At 62.9% G+C, this 16,726-nt stretch carries 16 protein-coding genes and 2 riboswitches; of the genes, 9 read left to right on the top strand and 7 right to left on the bottom strand.

What is annotated here, in order from left to right:
• The first annotated feature begins 204 nt into the window (after window positions 1-204).
• Window positions 205-1,224: an acyltransferase family protein gene (locus tag NPS29_RS27720; RefSeq protein WP_274136642.1), complete on the top strand. Its 1,020-nt coding sequence runs from the start codon at window positions 205-207 to the stop codon at window positions 1,222-1,224.
• Between the two features lie 98 nt (window positions 1,225-1,322).
• Window positions 1,323-1,916, top strand: coding sequence for a Fe-S biogenesis protein NfuA (nfuA, locus tag NPS29_RS27715; protein ID WP_274136641.1), 594 nt, complete (start codon window positions 1,323-1,325; stop codon window positions 1,914-1,916).
• Window positions 1,917-2,116: 200 nt separating this feature from the next.
• Here the strand turns inward: nfuA and cobM are convergent, their stop codons facing one another.
• From cobM to NPS29_RS27695, 4 genes are all read right to left on the bottom strand, one after another.
• Window positions 2,117-2,863, bottom strand: a complete 747-nt coding sequence (gene cobM / locus NPS29_RS27710) for a precorrin-4 C(11)-methyltransferase (protein WP_274136640.1) — start codon at window positions 2,861-2,863, stop codon at window positions 2,117-2,119.
• A 110-nt stretch (window positions 2,864-2,973) separates the two neighbouring features.
• The gene (locus NPS29_RS27705; protein WP_274136639.1) at window positions 2,974-3,387 is read right to left on the bottom strand and encodes a cobalamin biosynthesis protein; all 414 of its coding nucleotides are present in this window, start codon (window positions 3,385-3,387) and stop codon (window positions 2,974-2,976) included.
• Window positions 3,384-4,115, bottom strand: coding sequence for a CbtA family protein (locus NPS29_RS27700; protein ID WP_274136638.1), 732 nt, complete (start codon window positions 4,113-4,115; stop codon window positions 3,384-3,386). The genes NPS29_RS27705 and NPS29_RS27700 overlap by 4 nt, the downstream gene beginning before the upstream one ends.
• An 11-nt stretch (window positions 4,116-4,126) precedes the next feature.
• Window positions 4,127-4,324, bottom strand: coding sequence for a CbtB domain-containing protein (locus NPS29_RS27695; protein ID WP_274136637.1), 198 nt, complete (start codon window positions 4,322-4,324; stop codon window positions 4,127-4,129).
• Window positions 4,325-4,424: 100 nt separating this feature from the next.
• Window positions 4,425-4,640, bottom strand: a riboswitch (cobalamin riboswitch).
• Between the two features lie 90 nt (window positions 4,641-4,730).
• Window positions 4,731-4,951: riboswitch (cobalamin riboswitch) on the top strand.
• Between the two features lie 123 nt (window positions 4,952-5,074).
• Here NPS29_RS27695 and cobW point away from each other — a divergent pair.
• The 4 genes from cobW to NPS29_RS27675 are packed head-to-tail and all read left to right on the top strand — an operon-like array spanning window position 5,075 to window position 11,596.
• Window positions 5,075-6,139: a cobalamin biosynthesis protein CobW gene (gene cobW / locus NPS29_RS27690; RefSeq protein WP_274136636.1), complete on the top strand. Its 1,065-nt coding sequence runs from the start codon at window positions 5,075-5,077 to the stop codon at window positions 6,137-6,139.
• 3 nt (window positions 6,140-6,142) lie between these two features.
• Window positions 6,143-9,922 carry a cobaltochelatase subunit CobN gene (cobN, locus tag NPS29_RS27685; protein ID WP_274136635.1) on the top strand — a complete coding sequence of 1,260 codons (3,780 nt, stop codon included), beginning with the start codon at window positions 6,143-6,145 and terminating at the stop codon, window positions 9,920-9,922.
• A gap of 7 nt (window positions 9,923-9,929) precedes the next feature.
• Window positions 9,930-10,937 (top strand): ATP-binding protein, encoded by a 1,008-nt coding sequence (locus NPS29_RS27680; RefSeq protein WP_274136633.1) that lies wholly within the window; start codon window positions 9,930-9,932, stop codon window positions 10,935-10,937.
• Between the two features lie 20 nt (window positions 10,938-10,957).
• Entirely contained in the window at window positions 10,958-11,596 is a 639-nt protein-coding gene (locus NPS29_RS27675) for a vWA domain-containing protein (protein ID WP_274136631.1), read from the top strand.
• Window positions 11,597-11,917: 321 nt separating this feature from the next.
• Here NPS29_RS27675 and NPS29_RS27670 read toward each other — a convergent pair whose 3' ends face one another.
• Window positions 11,918-12,184, bottom strand: coding sequence for a hypothetical protein (locus NPS29_RS27670; RefSeq protein WP_274136629.1), 267 nt, complete (start codon window positions 12,182-12,184; stop codon window positions 11,918-11,920).
• 401 nt (window positions 12,185-12,585) lie between these two features.
• Here NPS29_RS27670 and NPS29_RS27665 point away from each other — a divergent pair, with 401 nt between their 5' ends.
• A complete protein-coding gene (locus NPS29_RS27665; RefSeq protein WP_274136627.1) occupies window positions 12,586-13,890 on the top strand; it encodes a sigma-54-dependent transcriptional regulator in 1,305 nt (434 codons plus the stop codon).
• 87 nt (window positions 13,891-13,977) lie between these two features.
• Here NPS29_RS27665 and NPS29_RS27660 read toward each other — a convergent pair whose 3' ends face one another.
• Both NPS29_RS27660 and pnuC read right to left on the bottom strand, forming a co-directional pair.
• Window positions 13,978-14,511: an AAA family ATPase gene (locus NPS29_RS27660; RefSeq protein ID WP_274136626.1), complete on the bottom strand. Its 534-nt coding sequence runs from the start codon at window positions 14,509-14,511 to the stop codon at window positions 13,978-13,980.
• Between the two features lie 7 nt (window positions 14,512-14,518).
• Entirely contained in the window at window positions 14,519-15,082 is a 564-nt protein-coding gene (gene pnuC, locus NPS29_RS27655; RefSeq protein WP_274136625.1) for a nicotinamide riboside transporter PnuC, read from the bottom strand.
• A 328-nt stretch (window positions 15,083-15,410) separates the two neighbouring features.
• On the opposite strand from pnuC, the gene NPS29_RS27650 reads away from it, so the two are divergent.
• Entirely contained in the window at window positions 15,411-16,241 is an 831-nt protein-coding gene (locus NPS29_RS27650) for an undecaprenyl-diphosphate phosphatase (protein ID WP_274136624.1), read from the top strand.
• A gap of 4 nt (window positions 16,242-16,245) precedes the next feature.
• Window positions 16,246-16,680 carry a DUF1294 domain-containing protein gene (locus NPS29_RS27645; RefSeq protein ID WP_425312560.1) on the top strand — a complete coding sequence of 145 codons (435 nt, stop codon included), beginning with the start codon at window positions 16,246-16,248 and terminating at the stop codon, window positions 16,678-16,680.
• Window positions 16,681-16,726: the final 46 nt, after the last annotated feature.

The raw sequence follows: 16,726 nt of genomic DNA, 5'->3' as shown, positions 1-16,726 counted from the left end.
CCGACGCATTGATGTCACCCCCATGCACGCGGGGTAAAACCGGAAAAGCCTTATAAATCATGGCCTGCAGCCATTATGCAGCCCGTCAGTCTTGCCGAACCTTTTCGCCAAAGTCGAAGTCGGACCCTGTGAGCAGTCGTGCCCGGCATGGCGTTTTCGAGGTTCTGGAGGGTGGGTCAAGCCCGGACAAGCAAGAGGTTGCAGATGTTGATTTCGGTTCAGGCCTTGCGGGCACTCGCCGCGTGGGTCGTTGTGTGTCACCACTTCATGCAGATTTTTTTCGATTTTCATCCCAGCGGCCCGATCGGCCGGTTCTTCACCGAGAAAGGCGCCGTGGGCGTCGATATCTTCTTCGTCATCAGCGGCCTTGTGATCTACCTCTCCACGGTGGACAAGGACATTCCCGCCAGCCGCTTCATGCTCAACCGCATCATCCGCATCGTGCCGGCCTACTGGCTCTACACCCTGGTCATGGGCCTTTTGGTGGTGGTCGCCCATCCGCTCTTGCCCCATCAGGTGGTGGATTGGCAGAGTTTCATTCTCTCGCTGTTGTTCATTCCCTCGGAAAACCCCGGTGGCTATGGCCTCTACCCGACGCTCAACGTCGGCTGGACCCTCAACTACGAAATGCTGTTCTACGTGCTGTTTTCCATGGTCTTCCTGTTCCAGCAACGCCTGCGACCGCTTATCATTGCCGCCGCGCTGTTCGCCGTGACCGACGTGCTGGGCCGCTCGGGCCTCATCAGCCGCTTCTACGCCAATGACATCGTCTATGAGTTCCTGCTGGGCATTGGCATCGGTGTCGCTTATCGTCGCGGCTGGATCACCGAACGTCTGTGGCTGCCGCTGCTGGCCATCGGCGGGGCGTTGCTGACCATCAAGCAGTTGCCCCCGGATCTACGGATCGTCAACTGGGGCCTGCCGAGCGCGGTGATCGTGGTGGCGTGCATCTCGCTGGAACCGTACATGCGCGGCAGTCGCCTGCTGAAGACCATGGGCGACTGTTCCTACTCGGTGTACCTGCTGCACGTGCTGGTGCTGTATGGGGGCTGGCTGGCCAGCGAGCGCTATGGCCTGAACCCATACCTGGCGTTCGCCATCTGCGTGCCGGTGATCGCGCTGGGCGCCTGGCTCAGTTACGAGTGGATCGAAAAGGGCCTGTACCGACGCATGAAGGGTTGGCTGGACAGCCGCAGGACGTCCCGTGAGGCCGCGCTTTCATGAGAATTTATTTTCATTCGCATTAGTTGAGTGAAATACTAGGACTTTGTCAGTTGACGTGGAATGGCGTAGACTGCGCCCCACGTCTGCGAGGAATTTTCATGACCGCTATTACCATTACCGATGCCGCCCACGATTACCTGGCCGATCTGCTGCAGAAGCAGAATACCCCCGGTATCGGCATCCGCGTGTTTATTACCCAGCCTGGCACCCAATACGCTGAAACCTGCATTGCCTACTGCAAGCCCGGCGAAGAAAAACCGGAAGACAAGGCCATCGGCCTCAAGAGCTTCACGGCCTGGATCGACTCCTTCAGCGAGGCCTTTCTGGACGACGCTGTGGTCGACTACGCCACCGACCGCATGGGCGGCCAGTTGACCATCAAGGCGCCGAACGCCAAGGTGCCGATGGTCAATGCCGACAGCCCGATCAACGAGCGCATCAACTACTACCTGCAGACCGAGATCAACCCGGGTCTGGCCAGCCACGGCGGCCAGGTGACGCTGATCGACGTGGTCGAGGAAGAAGACAAGAACATCGCCGTGCTGCAATTCGGCGGCGGCTGCCAAGGCTGCGGCCAGGCTGACGTGACCCTCAAGGAAGGCATCGAGCGCACACTGCTCGAGCGCATCCCTGAGCTGTCGGGCGTACGTGACGTGACCGACCACACGCAGAAAGAAAACGCTTATTACTGAGTGTTTCGCTGCAAAAAAGCCCCGACTGGTTCGGGGCTTTTTTCATGGTGTCGATATCCCGTAGCAGCATGGCTTGCCAGCGGGAGCGATCTTGAGAATGTCCCCGCCGGCAAGCCGTGCTGCTACGGGGCCGAGGCAAGGCACAGAATTCATCGGCGCCCGCCATCCTGTAGCAGCACGGCTTGCCGGCGGGAGCGGGCTCAAGGGCGAAACAAATGCGCATGCCCTGCGCGGTACAGCGATGATTCGCTGAACACGTCATTGCCCAATACCCGGCCCACGAGAATCAACGCCGTGCGTCTAAACCCCTTGGCCTGCACTTTCTGTTCGATATCCGCCAGGGTCCCGATCACCCAGTCCTGATCCGGCCAGCTGGCCCGGTGAACCACGGCTATCGGGCAATCCTGACCGTAGTGAGGCGTCAGTTCGGCGACGATTTTCCCCAGGTTGTTGACCCCCAGGTGGATCGCCATGGTCGCCTTGTGCTGCGCCAGATCCCCCAGTTCCTCACCCTCCGGCATGGCGGTCTTGTCTGCGTAACGAGTCAGGATCACGCTCTGGGAGATGTCCGGCAGGGTCAGTTCGGTGCCCAGCAACGCAGCGCACGCCGCAGTGGCGGTCACCCCGGGGATGATTTCGAACGGGATACCGAGTTCACGCAGGCAGCGAATCTGCTCGCCGATGGCACCGTACAGGCTCGGGTCGCCGGAGTGCACGCGGGCCACATCCTGGCCGTTTGCATGAGCGGATTTCATCAAGGCGATGATCTGTTCCAGGTGCAACTCGGCGCTGTTGACCACCTGGACCGCCGAATGCCCCTCCAGGACCGCCTCTGGCACCAGTGACCCGGCGTAGATGATGACGGGGCAGGTGCGGATCAACCGCTGGCCCTTGACGGTGATCAGATCCGGATCGCCTGGGCCTGCACCGATGAAAAAAACAGTCATTGCATCTCCGAAATCAAATCTCACCCTGTAGGAGCGCGCTTGCCCGCGACGGCGGTGCATCAGTCACACCTGTGTCGTCTGACACACCGCCATCGCGGGCAAGCGCGCTCCTACAGGTTCGAGGCCAGCGCAAAAGTGGCGCGGGAGGTTTTACGCCGTTGTATCAACAGCCTGGACGTACTGCCCGTCAAACGCGCCGCCAACGCCAGCGCCGCGCTCTCCGCCACACCGTAGCAGCCGGTGGTGTCGAAGGCGATGAGTGAGCGGTGGGTCAGTTGCGGCTCGAAGGCGGCCATTTCTTGCGCGCTGAAAAAATGCAGCGGCAATCCAAGCTCTTCGGCCAGTTCCAGCAACCCCGGCTCCGTCGACTTGCTGTCGATGGAGGCCAGGGCCGTGATGTCTGACAGTGCCAGCCGATGCTCGACCAGCGTCACCTCGATCAGACCGCGCAGCACCAGTGCCGGGCAACCGCGCTGGCAGCCCAGGCCGATCACCAGGATCGGCCTTGCGGCTGCCTCATTCATACCGCGTGGTTCAGGCCAGGCTGTGCAGCGTGGGCGTCATGACGACGGAACAGCCAGGCACTGATCAGGCCCATTGCCACCCAGAACACCGCGTTGGTCAGCAGCGAGGCAATCTTGAACTGGGCTTCGAGCGCTTCAGGCGCCAGTGCCGAATGCACCAGCGGCTGCGGGGCGCCGACGATGTGCGGCACCACCAGGATGGCCGCGCCCAGCACCTTGAGCAGCCAGTTATGGGCGAACACGATCAGCGCAAGGCCCACGGCGGTGGAGGCGGCGGTGCTGATCCACCAGATCTGGCGCTGGGTCAGGTCGGCGGCGGCAGTGCCCGGCAGTTCCGGCGGCAGGCCCAGGGTAGGGGCGAGGACGAACACGGCGAAACCGGCCAGGCCCCAGAGCGCGCCCTGGCTGGTTTTCGACGGAGCGCGCAAGGTGTAAAGCGCCGCCAGCATCAGGGCGAAGCCCACCGCGACCACCAGGTTACCGCCGGTGGTGGACAGCACGCGCTGCCAGCCGTCTTCGGGTTCCCAGGCTTCTTCATCGTGCACGTGGCCGGCCATGGCTGCGTCGCCATGCTCGTGGGCGTGCTCGTGCATTTCGGCGGCAGGGGCTTTTTCATAGGTTTCGGCTTGCAGGATCAACGGCGCTACCCAGAAGCTCTGCACCAGGGTCAGCAGCAGGGCTGCGAGCAGGCCAGTGAAACCGGCTGTTTGAGCGATACGCTTGAACATGGCGGCAGGTCTCAGTGGCAAGGGAAGGCGGAGCTGTGACGGGTGTCGTGCGCGGCGTTGTGCACGGCATCGATGTGCGAGAAACCCGCGAAATAAACCAGGCACGCGCCCAGAATCATCGCGCTGACGGCGGCAGTCAGGCGCTGGCTCTGGGTGCCGGCGGAGCTGGCGGTCTGGGTGCTGGTCTGGTTGGTCGTGGTGATCGACATGGCGCTTCCCTCTGAAAGTAGCAGCGAACGGGAAGGCGCAAGGCACACCACTGACGCACGTCAGTGATGAACGCAACTGCACCCGCCCACCGCGGGTTTGTTATGTGAACGTTGTCGGGCCGGTCTCCGGGCTTGCGAGGGGCCTGACATCTGCCTTCAAGAATCGCCTTCCCATATCGCTGACCGACACAGTGGATCTGACTCTTCGCTCGCTTACCGTTGCGGGGGCAGCGCCGGACTTGCACGAACCATGGGGCTCGCACGCACCGGTTTCCCGTTTCACCCTGTGAAGGGCACCCGTAACAAGGTGTGTAGGAGAGCATGGGGCGCAGGATCAGTCAATCGGCGCAAGGCGCGTTTGCCCCCGTCTCCCCGGTTTGCTCGTTGACCTTAGCCAAGGCACTGCGTAGCCTTGCGCACTTGAGGTTCACCGTTGTGCCTGTCAAACAGGCTGCGGTGCTAAGAAGGGAATGTGGTTCGACGCCATAGCTGCCCCCGCAACTGTAAACGGTCATGTTCATTGCACAGCCACTGCGCGAGCGGGAAGGCGCGATGGACGCGAGCGGCCTGACCTGCGTCAGCCTCGCCACCGTGAGCCAGGAGACCTGCCTCGAAGCGGACGCCACGTCCACGAATTCTCATTACAACCGGGCGGGGTGATCCGGTGGCGAATCGAACAGCAGGCCTGTCCAGCGCGACGGCTGCGCGGTTCTCGTCCTGTTTGCCCGCCGCTACCCCATAGGGCATCCGATGAAAACACTGGCCAAACTCCCCGTCACCATCGTTACCGGCTTTCTGGGCTCGGGCAAGACCACGCTGCTGCGCCATATGCTCGACAACGCCGAAGGCCGCCGCATCGCGGTGATCGTCAACGAGTTTGGCGAGCTGGGCATCGACGGCGAAATCCTCAAGCAATGCACCATCGGCTGCACCGAGGAAGAAGCCAACGGCCGCGTCTACGAACTGGCCAACGGCTGCCTGTGCTGCACCGTGCAGGAGGAGTTCTTCCCTGTGATGCAGGAGCTGGTTGCCCGTCGCGGCGATCTGGACCACATCCTCATCGAAACCTCGGGCCTGGCCCTGCCAAAACCCTTGGTACAGGCCTTCCAGTGGCCGGAAATCCGCAACGCCTGCACCGTTGACGCGGTGATCACCGTGGTCGACAGCCCTGCGGTGGTGGCCGGTACCTTCGCCGCGTTCCCGGATCAGGTCGACGCCCAGCGCAAGCTCGATCCGAACCTGGATCACGAATCGCCGCTGCACGAGCTGTTCGCCGACCAACTGGCCAGTGCTGACCTGGTGGTCTTGAACAAGGCCGACATGCTCGATGCCCAGGCGCTGGCTGCCGTGCGTGCCGAAGTCGCCGAAGAACTGCCGCCTGCGGTGAAAATCATCGAGGCCAGCAAGGGCCAGTTGCCGATCAACGTGTTGCTGGGCCTGGGCGCCGAGTCCGAGCTGCACATCGATGGCCGCAAGACCCACCACGATCACCACGAAGGCGACGATCACGATGACCACGATCACGACGCCTTCGACTCGATTTCCATTTCGCTGCCCCAGGCCGACGAAGCGCTGCTGCTCGATGCCCTGACCCAGGCCGTGGTGCAACACGGCATTCTGCGGATCAAAGGTTTCGCGGCGATTCCCGGCAAGCCTATGCGCCTGCTGGTGCAAGGCGTGGGCACGCGTTTCGACAAGCACTTCGACCGCGCCTGGAAATCCGACGAAGAACGCGTCAGCCATCTGGTGCTGATCGGTCAGGATCTGGACGCCGCCGTGCTCGAAGCCCAGTTGCGCGCTGCGATTCAGGGCTGATCCATGCACCTGCTGCGCACCCAGCCCGGCGGCTTTGTCCCCGACGACAGCATCGCCGACCTGGGACAGACGCCTGCCGATCTGGTGATCCTGTGCAGCGGTGACTCCCATCTGGCGCTGCTGGCGGAAACTGCCCAGCAGTTGCCTGACGACTACCCGAGCCTGCGCCTGGCCAACCCGATGCAGGTGCAGAACCACGCTTCGGTCGATCTCTATGTCGACGAAGTGCTGCGCCACGCCAAAGTCATCCTGATTTCCCTGCACGGTGGCATCGGCTACTGGCGTTACGGCGTCGAACGGCTGGTGGAGCTGGCAGCGGCCTCCAGAAAAGGTGCGGGCGTGAAGCTGATTCTGGTGCCGGGCGACGACCGCCCCGACCCGGAACTCAGCGACCTGAGCACTGAACCTGCCGAGGACCGCGAGCGGCTCTGGCACTACCTGCGCCAGGGCGGCAAGCACAATGCCCTGCAGCTGTTCAATTGCCTGGCCAGCCGTTGCCTGGACCGCGACTACGCCTGGGAAGAACCTCAAACCCTGCCGCGCACGGCGATCTATCACCCGCACAAGGCCAGCGCGACCCTGGCTGACTGGCAGGCCGAATGGCAGGTCGATCATCCCGTGGCCGCCGTGCTGTTCTACCGCTCGCATTTGCAGGCGGCCAATACCGGCTTCATCGACGTGTTCTGTCAGCGGCTGGTCGCCCAGGGATTGAACCCGTTGCCCATCGCCGTGGCGAGCCTCAAGGAGCCGGCTTGTCTTGAGGCCGTGCAGGACTGGCTGGATCAGGCCGAGTGCGAAGTGATCCTCAACACCACCGGTTTTGCCCAGTCCAGCCCAGAGGCACCGCATTTACGACCGTTTCGTCTAAATGTCCCGGTGATCCAGGCGATCTGCGCCCAGGACAACGAACCGGCCTGGCAGGCCAGCGAGCAGGGCCTTGGTTCACGTGACCTGGCGATGCACATCGCGCTGCCGGAACTGGACGGACGCATCATCAGCCGGCCCATCAGTTTTAAGGACCTGGCCTGGCGCAGCGAGCGCAGCCAGTCCGATGTGGTGTGCTACCGGGCGCAACCCGAGCGCATGGATTTCGTCGCCGAGCTGGCGCGTCGCTGGGTATTGCTGGCGCGCACTGCCAACGCCGACAAGCGTGTGGCGCTGATCCTCGCCAACTACCCGACTCGCGACGGGCGCATCGGCAATGGCGTCGGGCTCGACACGCCGGCGGCGGCCCTGAATATTCTCAAGGCCATGCAGGACGAGGCCTACCCGGTCCAGGACCTGCCGGACAGCGGCACGGCCCTGATCCACGCTTTGCTGGGCGGCGTGACCAACGACCCCGACAGCCTCGATCAGCGCCCTTGCCATCAAAGCATGGCGATGGACGAATACCTGGCGGCGTTCGACGCCTTGCCACAGGCCAACCGCGATGCGGTGATGCAGCGCTGGGGTTCGCCACAGAACGACCCGATGTGCCGCAACGGGCGGATGATGGTCGCCGGGCTACGCTTCGGCCTGACCTTCGTTGGCATCCAGCCGGCGCGGGGCTATGACGTCGATCACAGTGCGGTCTACCACGACCCGGATCTGGTTCCGCCCCATGGTTACCTGGCGTTCTACTTCTGGCTGCGCCAGACCTACGGCACCCACGCGGTGATTCATGTGGGCAAGCACGGCAACCTGGAGTGGCTGCCGGGCAAGGGCGTCGGTCTGTCGGAGCAGTGCTGGCCGGATGCGATCCTGGGGCCGCTGCCCAATATCTATCCGTTCATCGTCAACGATCCGGGCGAGGGTGCCCAGGCCAAGCGCCGCACTCAGGCGGTCATCATCGACCACCTGATGCCGCCGCTGACCCGCGCCGAAACCTACGGGCCGTTGCGCAACCTGGAGCTGCTGGCGGACGAGTACTACGAGGCGCAGTTGCTGGACCCACGGCGCGCGCGGGAGCTGCAGAAAGACATCCTGCGGCTGGTGCGCGAAACCCACATCGACCGCGAACTGGCGCTGGATGAAGGGCTGGACGCAGATGCCGACGCGGCCATCTGGCTGCCACGCCTGGACACTTACCTGTGCGACTTGAAGGAGTCGCAGATTCGCGATGGCTTGCACATCTTCGGCCAGTCCCCGGAAGGCCGCTTGCGCATCGACACGCTGCTGGCGATTCTGCGAGTGCCGCGCGGTGATGGCAAAGGTGCTCAAGCCAGCCTGTTGCGTGCCTTGAGCCATGCGTTCGAGCTGGGCTTCGACCCGCTGGACTGTACGTTGGGCGAGCCGTGGAGTGGCCCGAAACCTCAGGAACTACATGAAGTCAGTGCAGATCCCTGGCGCACGACCGGCGATACCCGCGAGCGTCTGGAGCTGTACGCGCAGCAGATGCTGACGCAGATCCTCGACGGCCAGCATGGCTATAAATTGATTGAAAACAATGAATTAGAACTCGTTGTTAATGCAGTAATAGAAGTCGTGGCGCCAAGGCTGGACCACTGCGGCCCGGCGGAAATGCGTGGCCTGCTGGATGCCTTGGGCGGCCGCTTCGTGCCTGCCGGCCCCAGCGGCGCGCCGAGTCGCGGGCGGCTGGATGTGTTGCCCACCGGGCGCAATTTCTTCTCGGTAGACGTGCGCAACCTGCCGACCATGACCGCCTGGAGAATCGGCTTTCAATCGGCCAATCTCTTGCTGGAAAGGCACTTGCAGGACAATGGTGATTACCTGCGTCAACTGGGGTTGTCAGTCTGGGGCACGGCGACCATGCGCACCGGCGGCGATGACATCGCCCAGGCCATGGCGCTGATGGGCGTGCGTCCGGTGTGGGCCACGGGCAGCCAGCGGGTCGATGACTTCGAGATCCTGCCGCTGAGTCTGCTGGACCGTCCGCGGGTGGATGTGACGCTGCGGGTGTCCGGCTTCTTCCGCGATGCCTTCGCCAACCTGATCCGCCTGTTCGATGCCGCTGTGCAGGCGGTGGCCGCGCTGGATGAGCCGGATGACATGAACCCGCTGGCCGCCCGCGTGCGCCAGGAGCGCGAGCAGTTCGAGCGCGAAGGGCTGAGTGCCGAGCAGGCGGCGAAACAGGCTGGCTGGCGGATCTTCGGCGCCAAGCCCGGCGCCTATGGCGCAGGTGTGCAGAACGCCATCGACGGCCGCCTGTGGCAGACCCGCGAGGACCTGGCCGAGGTGTACCTGAACTGGGGCGGCTATGCCTATGGCGCAGGCGACGAAGGCACCCCGGCGCGCAGCGACTTCGCCCGCCGCCTGAGCAAGGTGCAGGCCGTGGTGCAGAACCAGGACAACCGCGAGCACGACCTGCTCGATTCCAATGATTACTACCAGTTTCAGGGCGGCATGCTGGCGGCAGCCGAAAGCCTGAGCCGCGAAACCGTCGCCAGTTACCATGGCGACCACAGCCAGCCGGACCTGCCGAAGATTCGCAGCCTCAAGGAAGAACTCAACCGGGTTGTGCGCTCGCGGGCGGCCAATCCGAAGTGGATCGAAGGGGTCAAGCGCCACGGCTACAAGGGCGCGTTCGAAATGGCCGCGACCGTGGATTTTCTGTTCGCCTTCGATGCCACCACCGAACTGATCGACGATCACCAGTACGCCCTGCTGGCCGATGCCTACCTGCTCGATGCTTCCACCCGGGACTTCATCCAGCAGCACAACCCCGATGCCTTGCGCGACATGACGGAGCGCATGCTCGAAGCCCAGCAGCGCGGTTTGTGGCAGGAACCGGGCGAGTATCGCCAGGCGCTGGAAAACCTGTTGCTGGATATAGAAGAGACCTGAGTTGCCTATGACCGACACCCCACATTTCCCGCTGGCTGCCGTGGTCGGTGCCGACGAGCTGAAGCTGGCGCTGTGCCTGACGGCCATCGACCCGAAGATCGGCGGCGTGCTGATCGAAGGGCCCCGCGGCATGGCCAAATCGACCCTGGCTCGCGGGCTGGCCGACCTGTTGGCCAGTGGTCAGTTCGTCACCTTGCCGCTGGGCGCCACCGAGGAACGGCTGGTGGGCACCCTGGACCTGGATGCGGCGCTGGGCGAGGGCCGGGCCAGTTTTTCTCCGGGGGTGCTGGCCAAGGCCGATGGCGGCGTGCTGTATGTGGATGAGGTCAATCTGCTGCCTGATCACCTGGTGGACCTGTTGCTGGATGTCGCGGCCAGTGGGGTCAACCTGGTCGAGCGTGACGGCATTTCCCACAAGCATCCAGCGCGATTCGTATTGATTGGCACCATGAACCCGGAAGAGGGTGAACTGCGCCCGCAATTGCTCGACCGCTTTGGCTTGAACGTCGCCCTGAGTGGGCAGACGGTGCCTGAACAGCGCGGGCAGATTATTCGTCGCCGCCTGGATTTCGACGCAGCGCCTGAAGCGTTTTGCGAGCAGTGGGCCGGGCAGCAGCAGGCGCTGAAGACACGTTGCGAAACGGCACGCAGTTTGTTGGCTGGCATCGAGCTGGATGATGCGAGCCTCTCGAAGATCACCGAGCGCTGCTTTGCGGCCGGTGTCGATGGCCTGCGTGCGGACCTGGTGTGGTTGCGGGCGGCTCGGGCCCATGCGGCCTGGCGCGGGGCGTCAGCCATTGCGGACGAGGACATCGACGCGGTGGCCGAATTTGCCTTGCGCCATCGTCGTCGCGAAAGCCCGCCGCAGCAGCCAACCGCGCCGAATCAGGACAGCTCTGGCCAGACGAGCCAAAACCCGCCGCAACAGGGCGAGGGCAATTGGGGCCGGATGCCGGCGCAGCCCGTTGCCACTGGCGCACGGCGTGAAGTGCCCAGCTGGCCAAAAAAGCCTTAGGCATTCGCCCCCGCAAGAGCATGGGGGCGAATGCCAACCCCCGGCCGGGCAGGCTTGACGGCGGCAAGAGCGGTTCAGTCCGGGCCGGTGGCGAAGGCGCTATTGCCTGGGTGCCGACACTGCTGCGCGGCCGTCCGCAGCGCCGCGCCGATCTGGTTCGTCAGCCGCGTACACACAAGGCGCAGGCGCTGTGGCTGGTGATTGTCGACGCATCGGCTTCGACCCGGCGGCACCAGGCCTTGAGCCAGGCCAAAGGGCTGTTGGCGCAGTTGTTCGATGATGCCTATCGCCAGCGGGCGCGGCTGGCCTTGCTCACCGCCAGTGGTGGCGGCGCGCGCTGGCAGCAGCATGGGTTGAAGGCAGGGGCGGCGTTGCAGCCCTGGCTGGAAGCCTTGGGTGCAGGGGGCGGCACGCCATTGCTTGAAGCGATCGGGCAGGCGGGGGAATGGCTGGCCAAACGGCTTGATCGTTACCCGGCGGAGGCGCAGCGGGTGGTGATTCTGACCGATGGGCGTATCAAGGAAATTTCGCCGGTCAGCGCGTTTGCCTGCCCGAGCCTGTTGATCGATATCGAACGTGGACCGATCCGGCTGGGCAGGGCGCATGAGCTTGCTCGCTTGCTGGATGCCGAATATCGGCACATCGACGAGCTTGGGTAGCGGCTGGGGCGGGTGAACACCCTGATATCGCTACGCCGGCAAGCCGGACTGCTACGAGGTTTTCTGCGTACGCCAATTTTGCATACACCCCCTTTTCCGTAGCAGTCCGGCTCGCCGGCGTCGGGGCCCCCAAGATCGCTCCCGCGGGCAAGCCCGGCTGCTACGGGGATGTGGTGTGCTCGGGATACGCATTCACCGAAGTCCCGTAGAAGTCCGGCTTGCCGGCGTCGGGGCGCTGGGTGTTCACGCCCTTTGCGCTTCACCTCGCCCCCGTAGCAGCACGGCTTGCCGGCGGGGCGATCTTGGGGGCGCTGCCGCTTGTCAGGCTGGCATGGTCCACGGCTCCAGACGGTAACCTTCACCGCTGATCTCGGCGCGGGCCTGTTCCAGTGCCTGGGCCAGTTGCTGTGGATCGCGATAGGTGCTGCTTGGAATCTGTTTGCGGCCAATGCGGGTGCTGGTGCGATCGACGACCGTCAGGCTCAGCTCGCCATTGCCATCCTGTGCGGACCAGGCCACGCACTGGAAGGGTTCGAAGGCGTGACCGGCGATCAGCAAAGCATCGTTAAAGCGCAAAGGGGCGTTCATGGAAAGTCCTCAAGTGCCCGTAACATTCAATCACCGATGGCGGGCTTCCCAGTCGGCAGAGTCATTGGTTCAGCTACTTGTACTGATGACCGGCCCCCGGTGTTGAGTCACAAGATATTTCGATATTTTTCAATTTATCAACGTTTTTTTGCGATCCGTGCTGTTTACAGCCGGCGTTTCTGCCTGTGGACGGGTGTTTCAATACTGATCCAGTAGTTTGATTACCTTTTTAATGCCTTTTTGATCTTTCTAAGCACCTTTCGATCTGAGCCTTAGATTCAAACGGTCCAAGCGCGCGTCAAAAACATTGCTAATGTACATTTCAAGGCTGCCAAGACACTGTTTCTAAAAATGTTTTTGCTACGGAATATTATTCGAATCGTGGCGCCAAGGAACTTGATATGCATGAGATGGCATCAATCCGCCGCCTGTTAATTGTCGAACCCTGTGATGAATGTCTGCGCCTGATTCCCGGCCTGCGCATAGCCGGATGGGAAGTGGACAGCTGCGCGCTGGAGTCGGCTGCCTCCCATCCGTGTGACGTGGGCCTGATTCGCCTGATGCCGCAGCATTTCGAGCAGCCGCAGTTGATCAAGGAATTGATCACCCGCAGTAACACCGAATGGATCGCGGTACTGACTGCCGACGACCTGCGCCGAGAGTTGATCGGCGATTTCGTCTGCGAGTGGTTTTTTGATTTCCACACCTTGCCGTTCGACGTCGCTCGGGTGCAGGTCACCCTGGGCCGCGCCTATGGCATGGCACGGCTGCGTGCCCAGGGCGCCAATTACGGCAGTGGGCCGGAGCATGAAATGCTCGGGGAGAGCCGCCCGATCCGCGAACTGCGGCGCCTGCTGACCAAGCTTGCGCCTACCGAGTCACCGGTGCTGATCCGTGGCGAACCCGGCACCGGCAAGGAGCTGGTAGCGCGTACCCTGCACATGCAGTCCCAGCGGCGCAATCAGCCGTTCGTGTCGATCAATTGCAGCGTCACCGGCGAGCAGCAATTGCAGGTGGAGTTGTTCGGCCAGGACGAAGACGGCCAGCGCAGGCCGGGGCGAATTGAAGCGGCCCATGGCGGCACGCTGTTCCTGGATGAGATTGGCGACCTGCCGCTGGACGTGCAGGCCAATCTGCTGCGCTTTCTTCAGGACCGGCACATCGAAATTGCCGGGGAGCGGGTCGCCGTGGACGTGCGGATTCTGGCCGCCACCCATGTGGATCTCGAAGCCGCCATTCGCAAGAAGCGCTTTCGCGAAGACCTGTACTACCGCCTCAACGTGCTGCAAGTCGGGACGGCACCGCTGCGGGAGCGCCATGGTGACCTGGCGTTGCTGGCCAATCATTTCGCCCATTTCTACAGCCAGGAAACCGGGCGCAGGCCGCGCAATTTCAGCCAGGACGCGCTGGTGGCCATGGGCAAGCACGACTGGCCCGGCAACGTGCGCGAACTGGAAAACCGGGTGCGCCGTGGCCTGGTACTGGCCGAAGGCAGACAGATCGAAGCCTTTGACCTGGGGTTGCTGGGCGAGGAAGAAATCAGCTCCAGCATGGGCACCCTGGACGAGTACAAATCACGGGCCGAACGCCAGGCCCTGTGCGACGTGCTGACCCGCCACAGCGACAACCTCAGCGTGGCGGCCAAGGTGCTGGGCATATCCCGGCCAACGTTTTACCGGTTATTGCACAAACACCAGATTCGTTGAACCCGGCCTGTTGTCCTGTGAGAGAGCGAAGTCATTCGCGAATGACAGGCGGGCAATAAGAAACCAGTCGAATGCACGCCATTCGACTCAGCGTTGCGCAGTCTCCAGCAGCTGCTGCACCGCTGCAAACGCCCGGTCCTTGCGGTAGCTCCAACTGCCGTCGATCACTTCAAACCGTTGCCCGGTCTCGACCAGCCAGCTCCGGCACCCTTCGAAGAACGCCCAGCGCTCGGCAAAGCCCGGCTGGCAGCGCATGCCGTCGCCGACCCACTCCACGCCGTCCGGGGACAGCAGCAGGTGCAGGTCGTAGTGCCTTGAGGCCAGGGCCTGGTCGAGCCAGGGCGGGCAGTCACCGAACAGGGTCTGGCTCCACAGGATGTTGCTGAGCAAGTGTGTGTCCAGAATCAACAGTTCAGGCGCGCGGGCGCGGGCGGCATCTTCCCAGGCCAATTGCCCTTGAGCGATGGCGGGGATGTCGGCGTAGCAGGTGTCGCGCTCTTCCTGCTCGATGAAATAGCGCACGTATTCGGAAACCCGTTCGCCACCGAAATGCCGCTGGATGTGTTCGGCCAGCCAGCTCTTGCCGCTGGACTCCGGGCCTGTCAGTACCAATACCTTCATGGGAGCGTCAACGGGCCATGGCCGGATCGGCGCGCCAGTCTCGCCAGCCCTGCACGGCCAGCAAGGTGAACAGGCCATACAGGGCCGCCGTCAGGTACAGATCTTTGTAGAGGAACAGCCCGACGAAGATGACATCCAGCACGATCCACAACGGCCAGCACTGCAGGCGCTTCTGCGCCATCCACACCTGGGCCACCAGGCTGAAACCGGTCAGGGCCGCGTCGAGCCAGGGTTGGGCGGCGTCGGTGAAGTGGGCCATGGCAGCGCCCAGCGCCAGGCTGACCACTGCGCCGATGGCCAGGCTCAGGGCCAGCGGGCCGGCCCCCAGGGACGTCACGCGACGGACCTCGATGACTTCGCCGCGGCGTGTCCATTGCCACCAGCCATACAATTGCAACACGGCGTAGACAACCTGCAGCAGCATGTCCGAGTAGAGCTTCACGTCGAAGAAAATCCAGGTGTAGAGCAACACCATCACCAGGCCAATCGGCCAGCACCAGGGGTTCTGCCTGACGGTCAGCCAGACGGCGATGACACCCAGTGCTGCGGCGAACAGCTCAAGCCCGGACATGAAGACTCCTGCATTCGAAAAGGGGGGAATGAATCGGCCGGCGATTGTAAGCCGTTTGGCGTGCGTTGTGGCGGCACGATTGCGACAGAGGTTGCGAACTATCGACGTGTGAGCTGTCGAACCCTGCGCGCCGCGATCCTGACACAGCCTTGCTAGAGCGTTTGCCACAAGGCTCTGGTAGGATCGCGGCGCGCGAGTGCATGGCACCGCAAATCTTGACTGTTCATGCGATTTTTTGACATCGGACCGTTTATCGTTCGCGTAACAGTGCTCAGAACATTTCAAGAGAGTCTCGCCATGAGCGGGCTCCATTTTTTTTGGGGGAATGATGGATCTTTGGACCGCCGCACAGGCGTTGATACTTGGGGTAGTGGAAGGGTTGACGGAGTTCTTGCCGATCTCCAGCACCGGGCACCAGATCATTGTCGCCGACCTCATCGGGTTTGGTGGCGAACGGGCGATGGCGTTCAACATCATCATCCAGTTGGGCGCGATCCTGGCCGTGATGTGGGAATTTCGTCACAAGATCTTCGAGGTGGTCACAGGCCTCCCGACAAAGCCGCAGGCGCAGCGTTTCACCCTCAACCTGATCGTCGGCGTGTTGCCGGCCGTGGTACTGGGGGTGCTGTTCTCCGACCTGATCCACCATTACCTGTTCAACCCGATCACGGTCGCTGCGGCGCTGGTGCTGGGTGGTTTTGTCATGCTCTGGGCCGAACGCCGCGAGCACCAGGTGCATGCGAACACCGTGGACGAGATGACCTGGGTCGATGCGTTGAAAGTGGGTTTTGCCCAGTGCCTGGCGATGATTCCCGGCACTTCGCGTTCCGGCTCGACCATTATCGGCGGCCTGTTGTTCGGCCTGTCGCGCAAGACCGCCACGGAGTTTTCCTTCTTCCTGGCCATGCCGACCATGGTCGCGGCGTCGGTGTACTCCGGCTACAAATACCGCAACCTGTTTCAGCCCGATGATTTCGCGGTGTTCGCGGTGGGGTTCATCACCTCGTTCATCTTCGCGATGATCGCCGTGCGCGGCCTGCTCAAGTTCATCGCCACCCACAGCTATGCAGTGTTTGCCTGGTACCGCATTGCCTTCGGCTTGCTGATCCTGGCGACCTGGGCGTTCGGCTGGGTCGACTGGTCCAGTGCCCAGGCCTGATGCGGTGAACCCGCGCGCGCAAACCAGGACCGCCAGCCGCACGGACAAGGCATCCGTGCGGTTTCTCAAGTTGAAGCTCGCCGCCATGGCCTTGCTCTGTGCATTGCCGCTGTATGGGGTGATTTCCATCGGGCTGCGGGGCGGCTCGTGGCTGCCGCTGCTGGTTTACCCGGTGCTCAGCGCGATTGCCTTCGGCCTGTATGGCCATGACAAAAGCCAGGCTCGCAAGCAGGGGCCGCGCACCCCGGAAAAACTCCTGCACGCCACGGAGTTACTGGGCGGCTGGCCGGGTGCGCTGGTGGCGCAGCAGGTGTTTCGACACAAGACACGCAAGGTGTCGTATCAGACGGTGTTCTGGCTGATTGTGTTGGCGCATCAGTTGTTCTGGATCGATCGACTGTTGCTGGGTGGCAACTTCCTGGCCCGACATTTTTATTGAACCGGATCCCGTAGCAGCACGGCTTGCCGGCGGGGGCGCCCTCAAG

The organism is Pseudomonas putida (genome assembly GCF_028682175.1).
Taxonomy (GTDB): Bacteria; Pseudomonadota; Gammaproteobacteria; order Pseudomonadales; family Pseudomonadaceae; genus Aquipseudomonas; species Aquipseudomonas putida_AD.
The sequence above is the reverse complement of the archived record's forward strand: the minus strand, read 5'-3'. Positions and strand labels throughout refer to the sequence as shown.

What these genes read in the sequence shown, in the direction of transcription:
- NPS29_RS27670 (WP_274136629.1), bottom strand. Translation starts at nt 12,184, where the DNA reads ATGAACGCCCCTTTGCGCTTTAACGATGCTTTGCTGATCGCCGGTCAC.
- NPS29_RS27680 (WP_274136633.1), top strand. Translation starts at nt 9,930, where the DNA reads ATGACCGACACCCCACATTTCCCGCTGGCTGCCGTGGTCGGTGCCGAC.
- cobN (WP_274136635.1), top strand. Translation starts at nt 6,143, where the DNA reads ATGCACCTGCTGCGCACCCAGCCCGGCGGCTTTGTCCCCGACGACAGC.
- NPS29_RS27675 (WP_274136631.1), top strand. Translation starts at nt 10,958, where the DNA reads ATGGGGGCGAATGCCAACCCCCGGCCGGGCAGGCTTGACGGCGGCAAG.
- NPS29_RS27700 (WP_274136638.1), bottom strand. Translation starts at nt 4,115, where the DNA reads ATGTTCAAGCGTATCGCTCAAACAGCCGGTTTCACTGGCCTGCTCGCA.
- pnuC (WP_274136625.1), bottom strand. Translation starts at nt 15,082, where the DNA reads ATGTCCGGGCTTGAGCTGTTCGCCGCAGCACTGGGTGTCATCGCCGTC.
- NPS29_RS27720 (WP_274136642.1), top strand. Translation starts at nt 205, where the DNA reads ATGTTGATTTCGGTTCAGGCCTTGCGGGCACTCGCCGCGTGGGTCGTT.
- NPS29_RS27650 (WP_274136624.1), top strand. Translation starts at nt 15,411, where the DNA reads ATGGATCTTTGGACCGCCGCACAGGCGTTGATACTTGGGGTAGTGGAA.
- NPS29_RS27660 (WP_274136626.1), bottom strand. Translation starts at nt 14,511, where the DNA reads ATGAAGGTATTGGTACTGACAGGCCCGGAGTCCAGCGGCAAGAGCTGG.
- NPS29_RS27695 (WP_274136637.1), bottom strand. Translation starts at nt 4,324, where the DNA reads ATGTCGATCACCACGACCAACCAGACCAGCACCCAGACCGCCAGCTCC.
- cobW (WP_274136636.1), top strand. Translation starts at nt 5,075, where the DNA reads ATGAAAACACTGGCCAAACTCCCCGTCACCATCGTTACCGGCTTTCTG.
- NPS29_RS27665 (WP_274136627.1), top strand. Translation starts at nt 12,586, where the DNA reads ATGCATGAGATGGCATCAATCCGCCGCCTGTTAATTGTCGAACCCTGT.
- cobM (WP_274136640.1), bottom strand. Translation starts at nt 2,863, where the DNA reads ATGACTGTTTTTTTCATCGGTGCAGGCCCAGGCGATCCGGATCTGATC.
- NPS29_RS27705 (WP_274136639.1), bottom strand. Translation starts at nt 3,387, where the DNA reads ATGAATGAGGCAGCCGCAAGGCCGATCCTGGTGATCGGCCTGGGCTGC.
- nfuA (WP_274136641.1), top strand. Translation starts at nt 1,323, where the DNA reads ATGACCGCTATTACCATTACCGATGCCGCCCACGATTACCTGGCCGAT.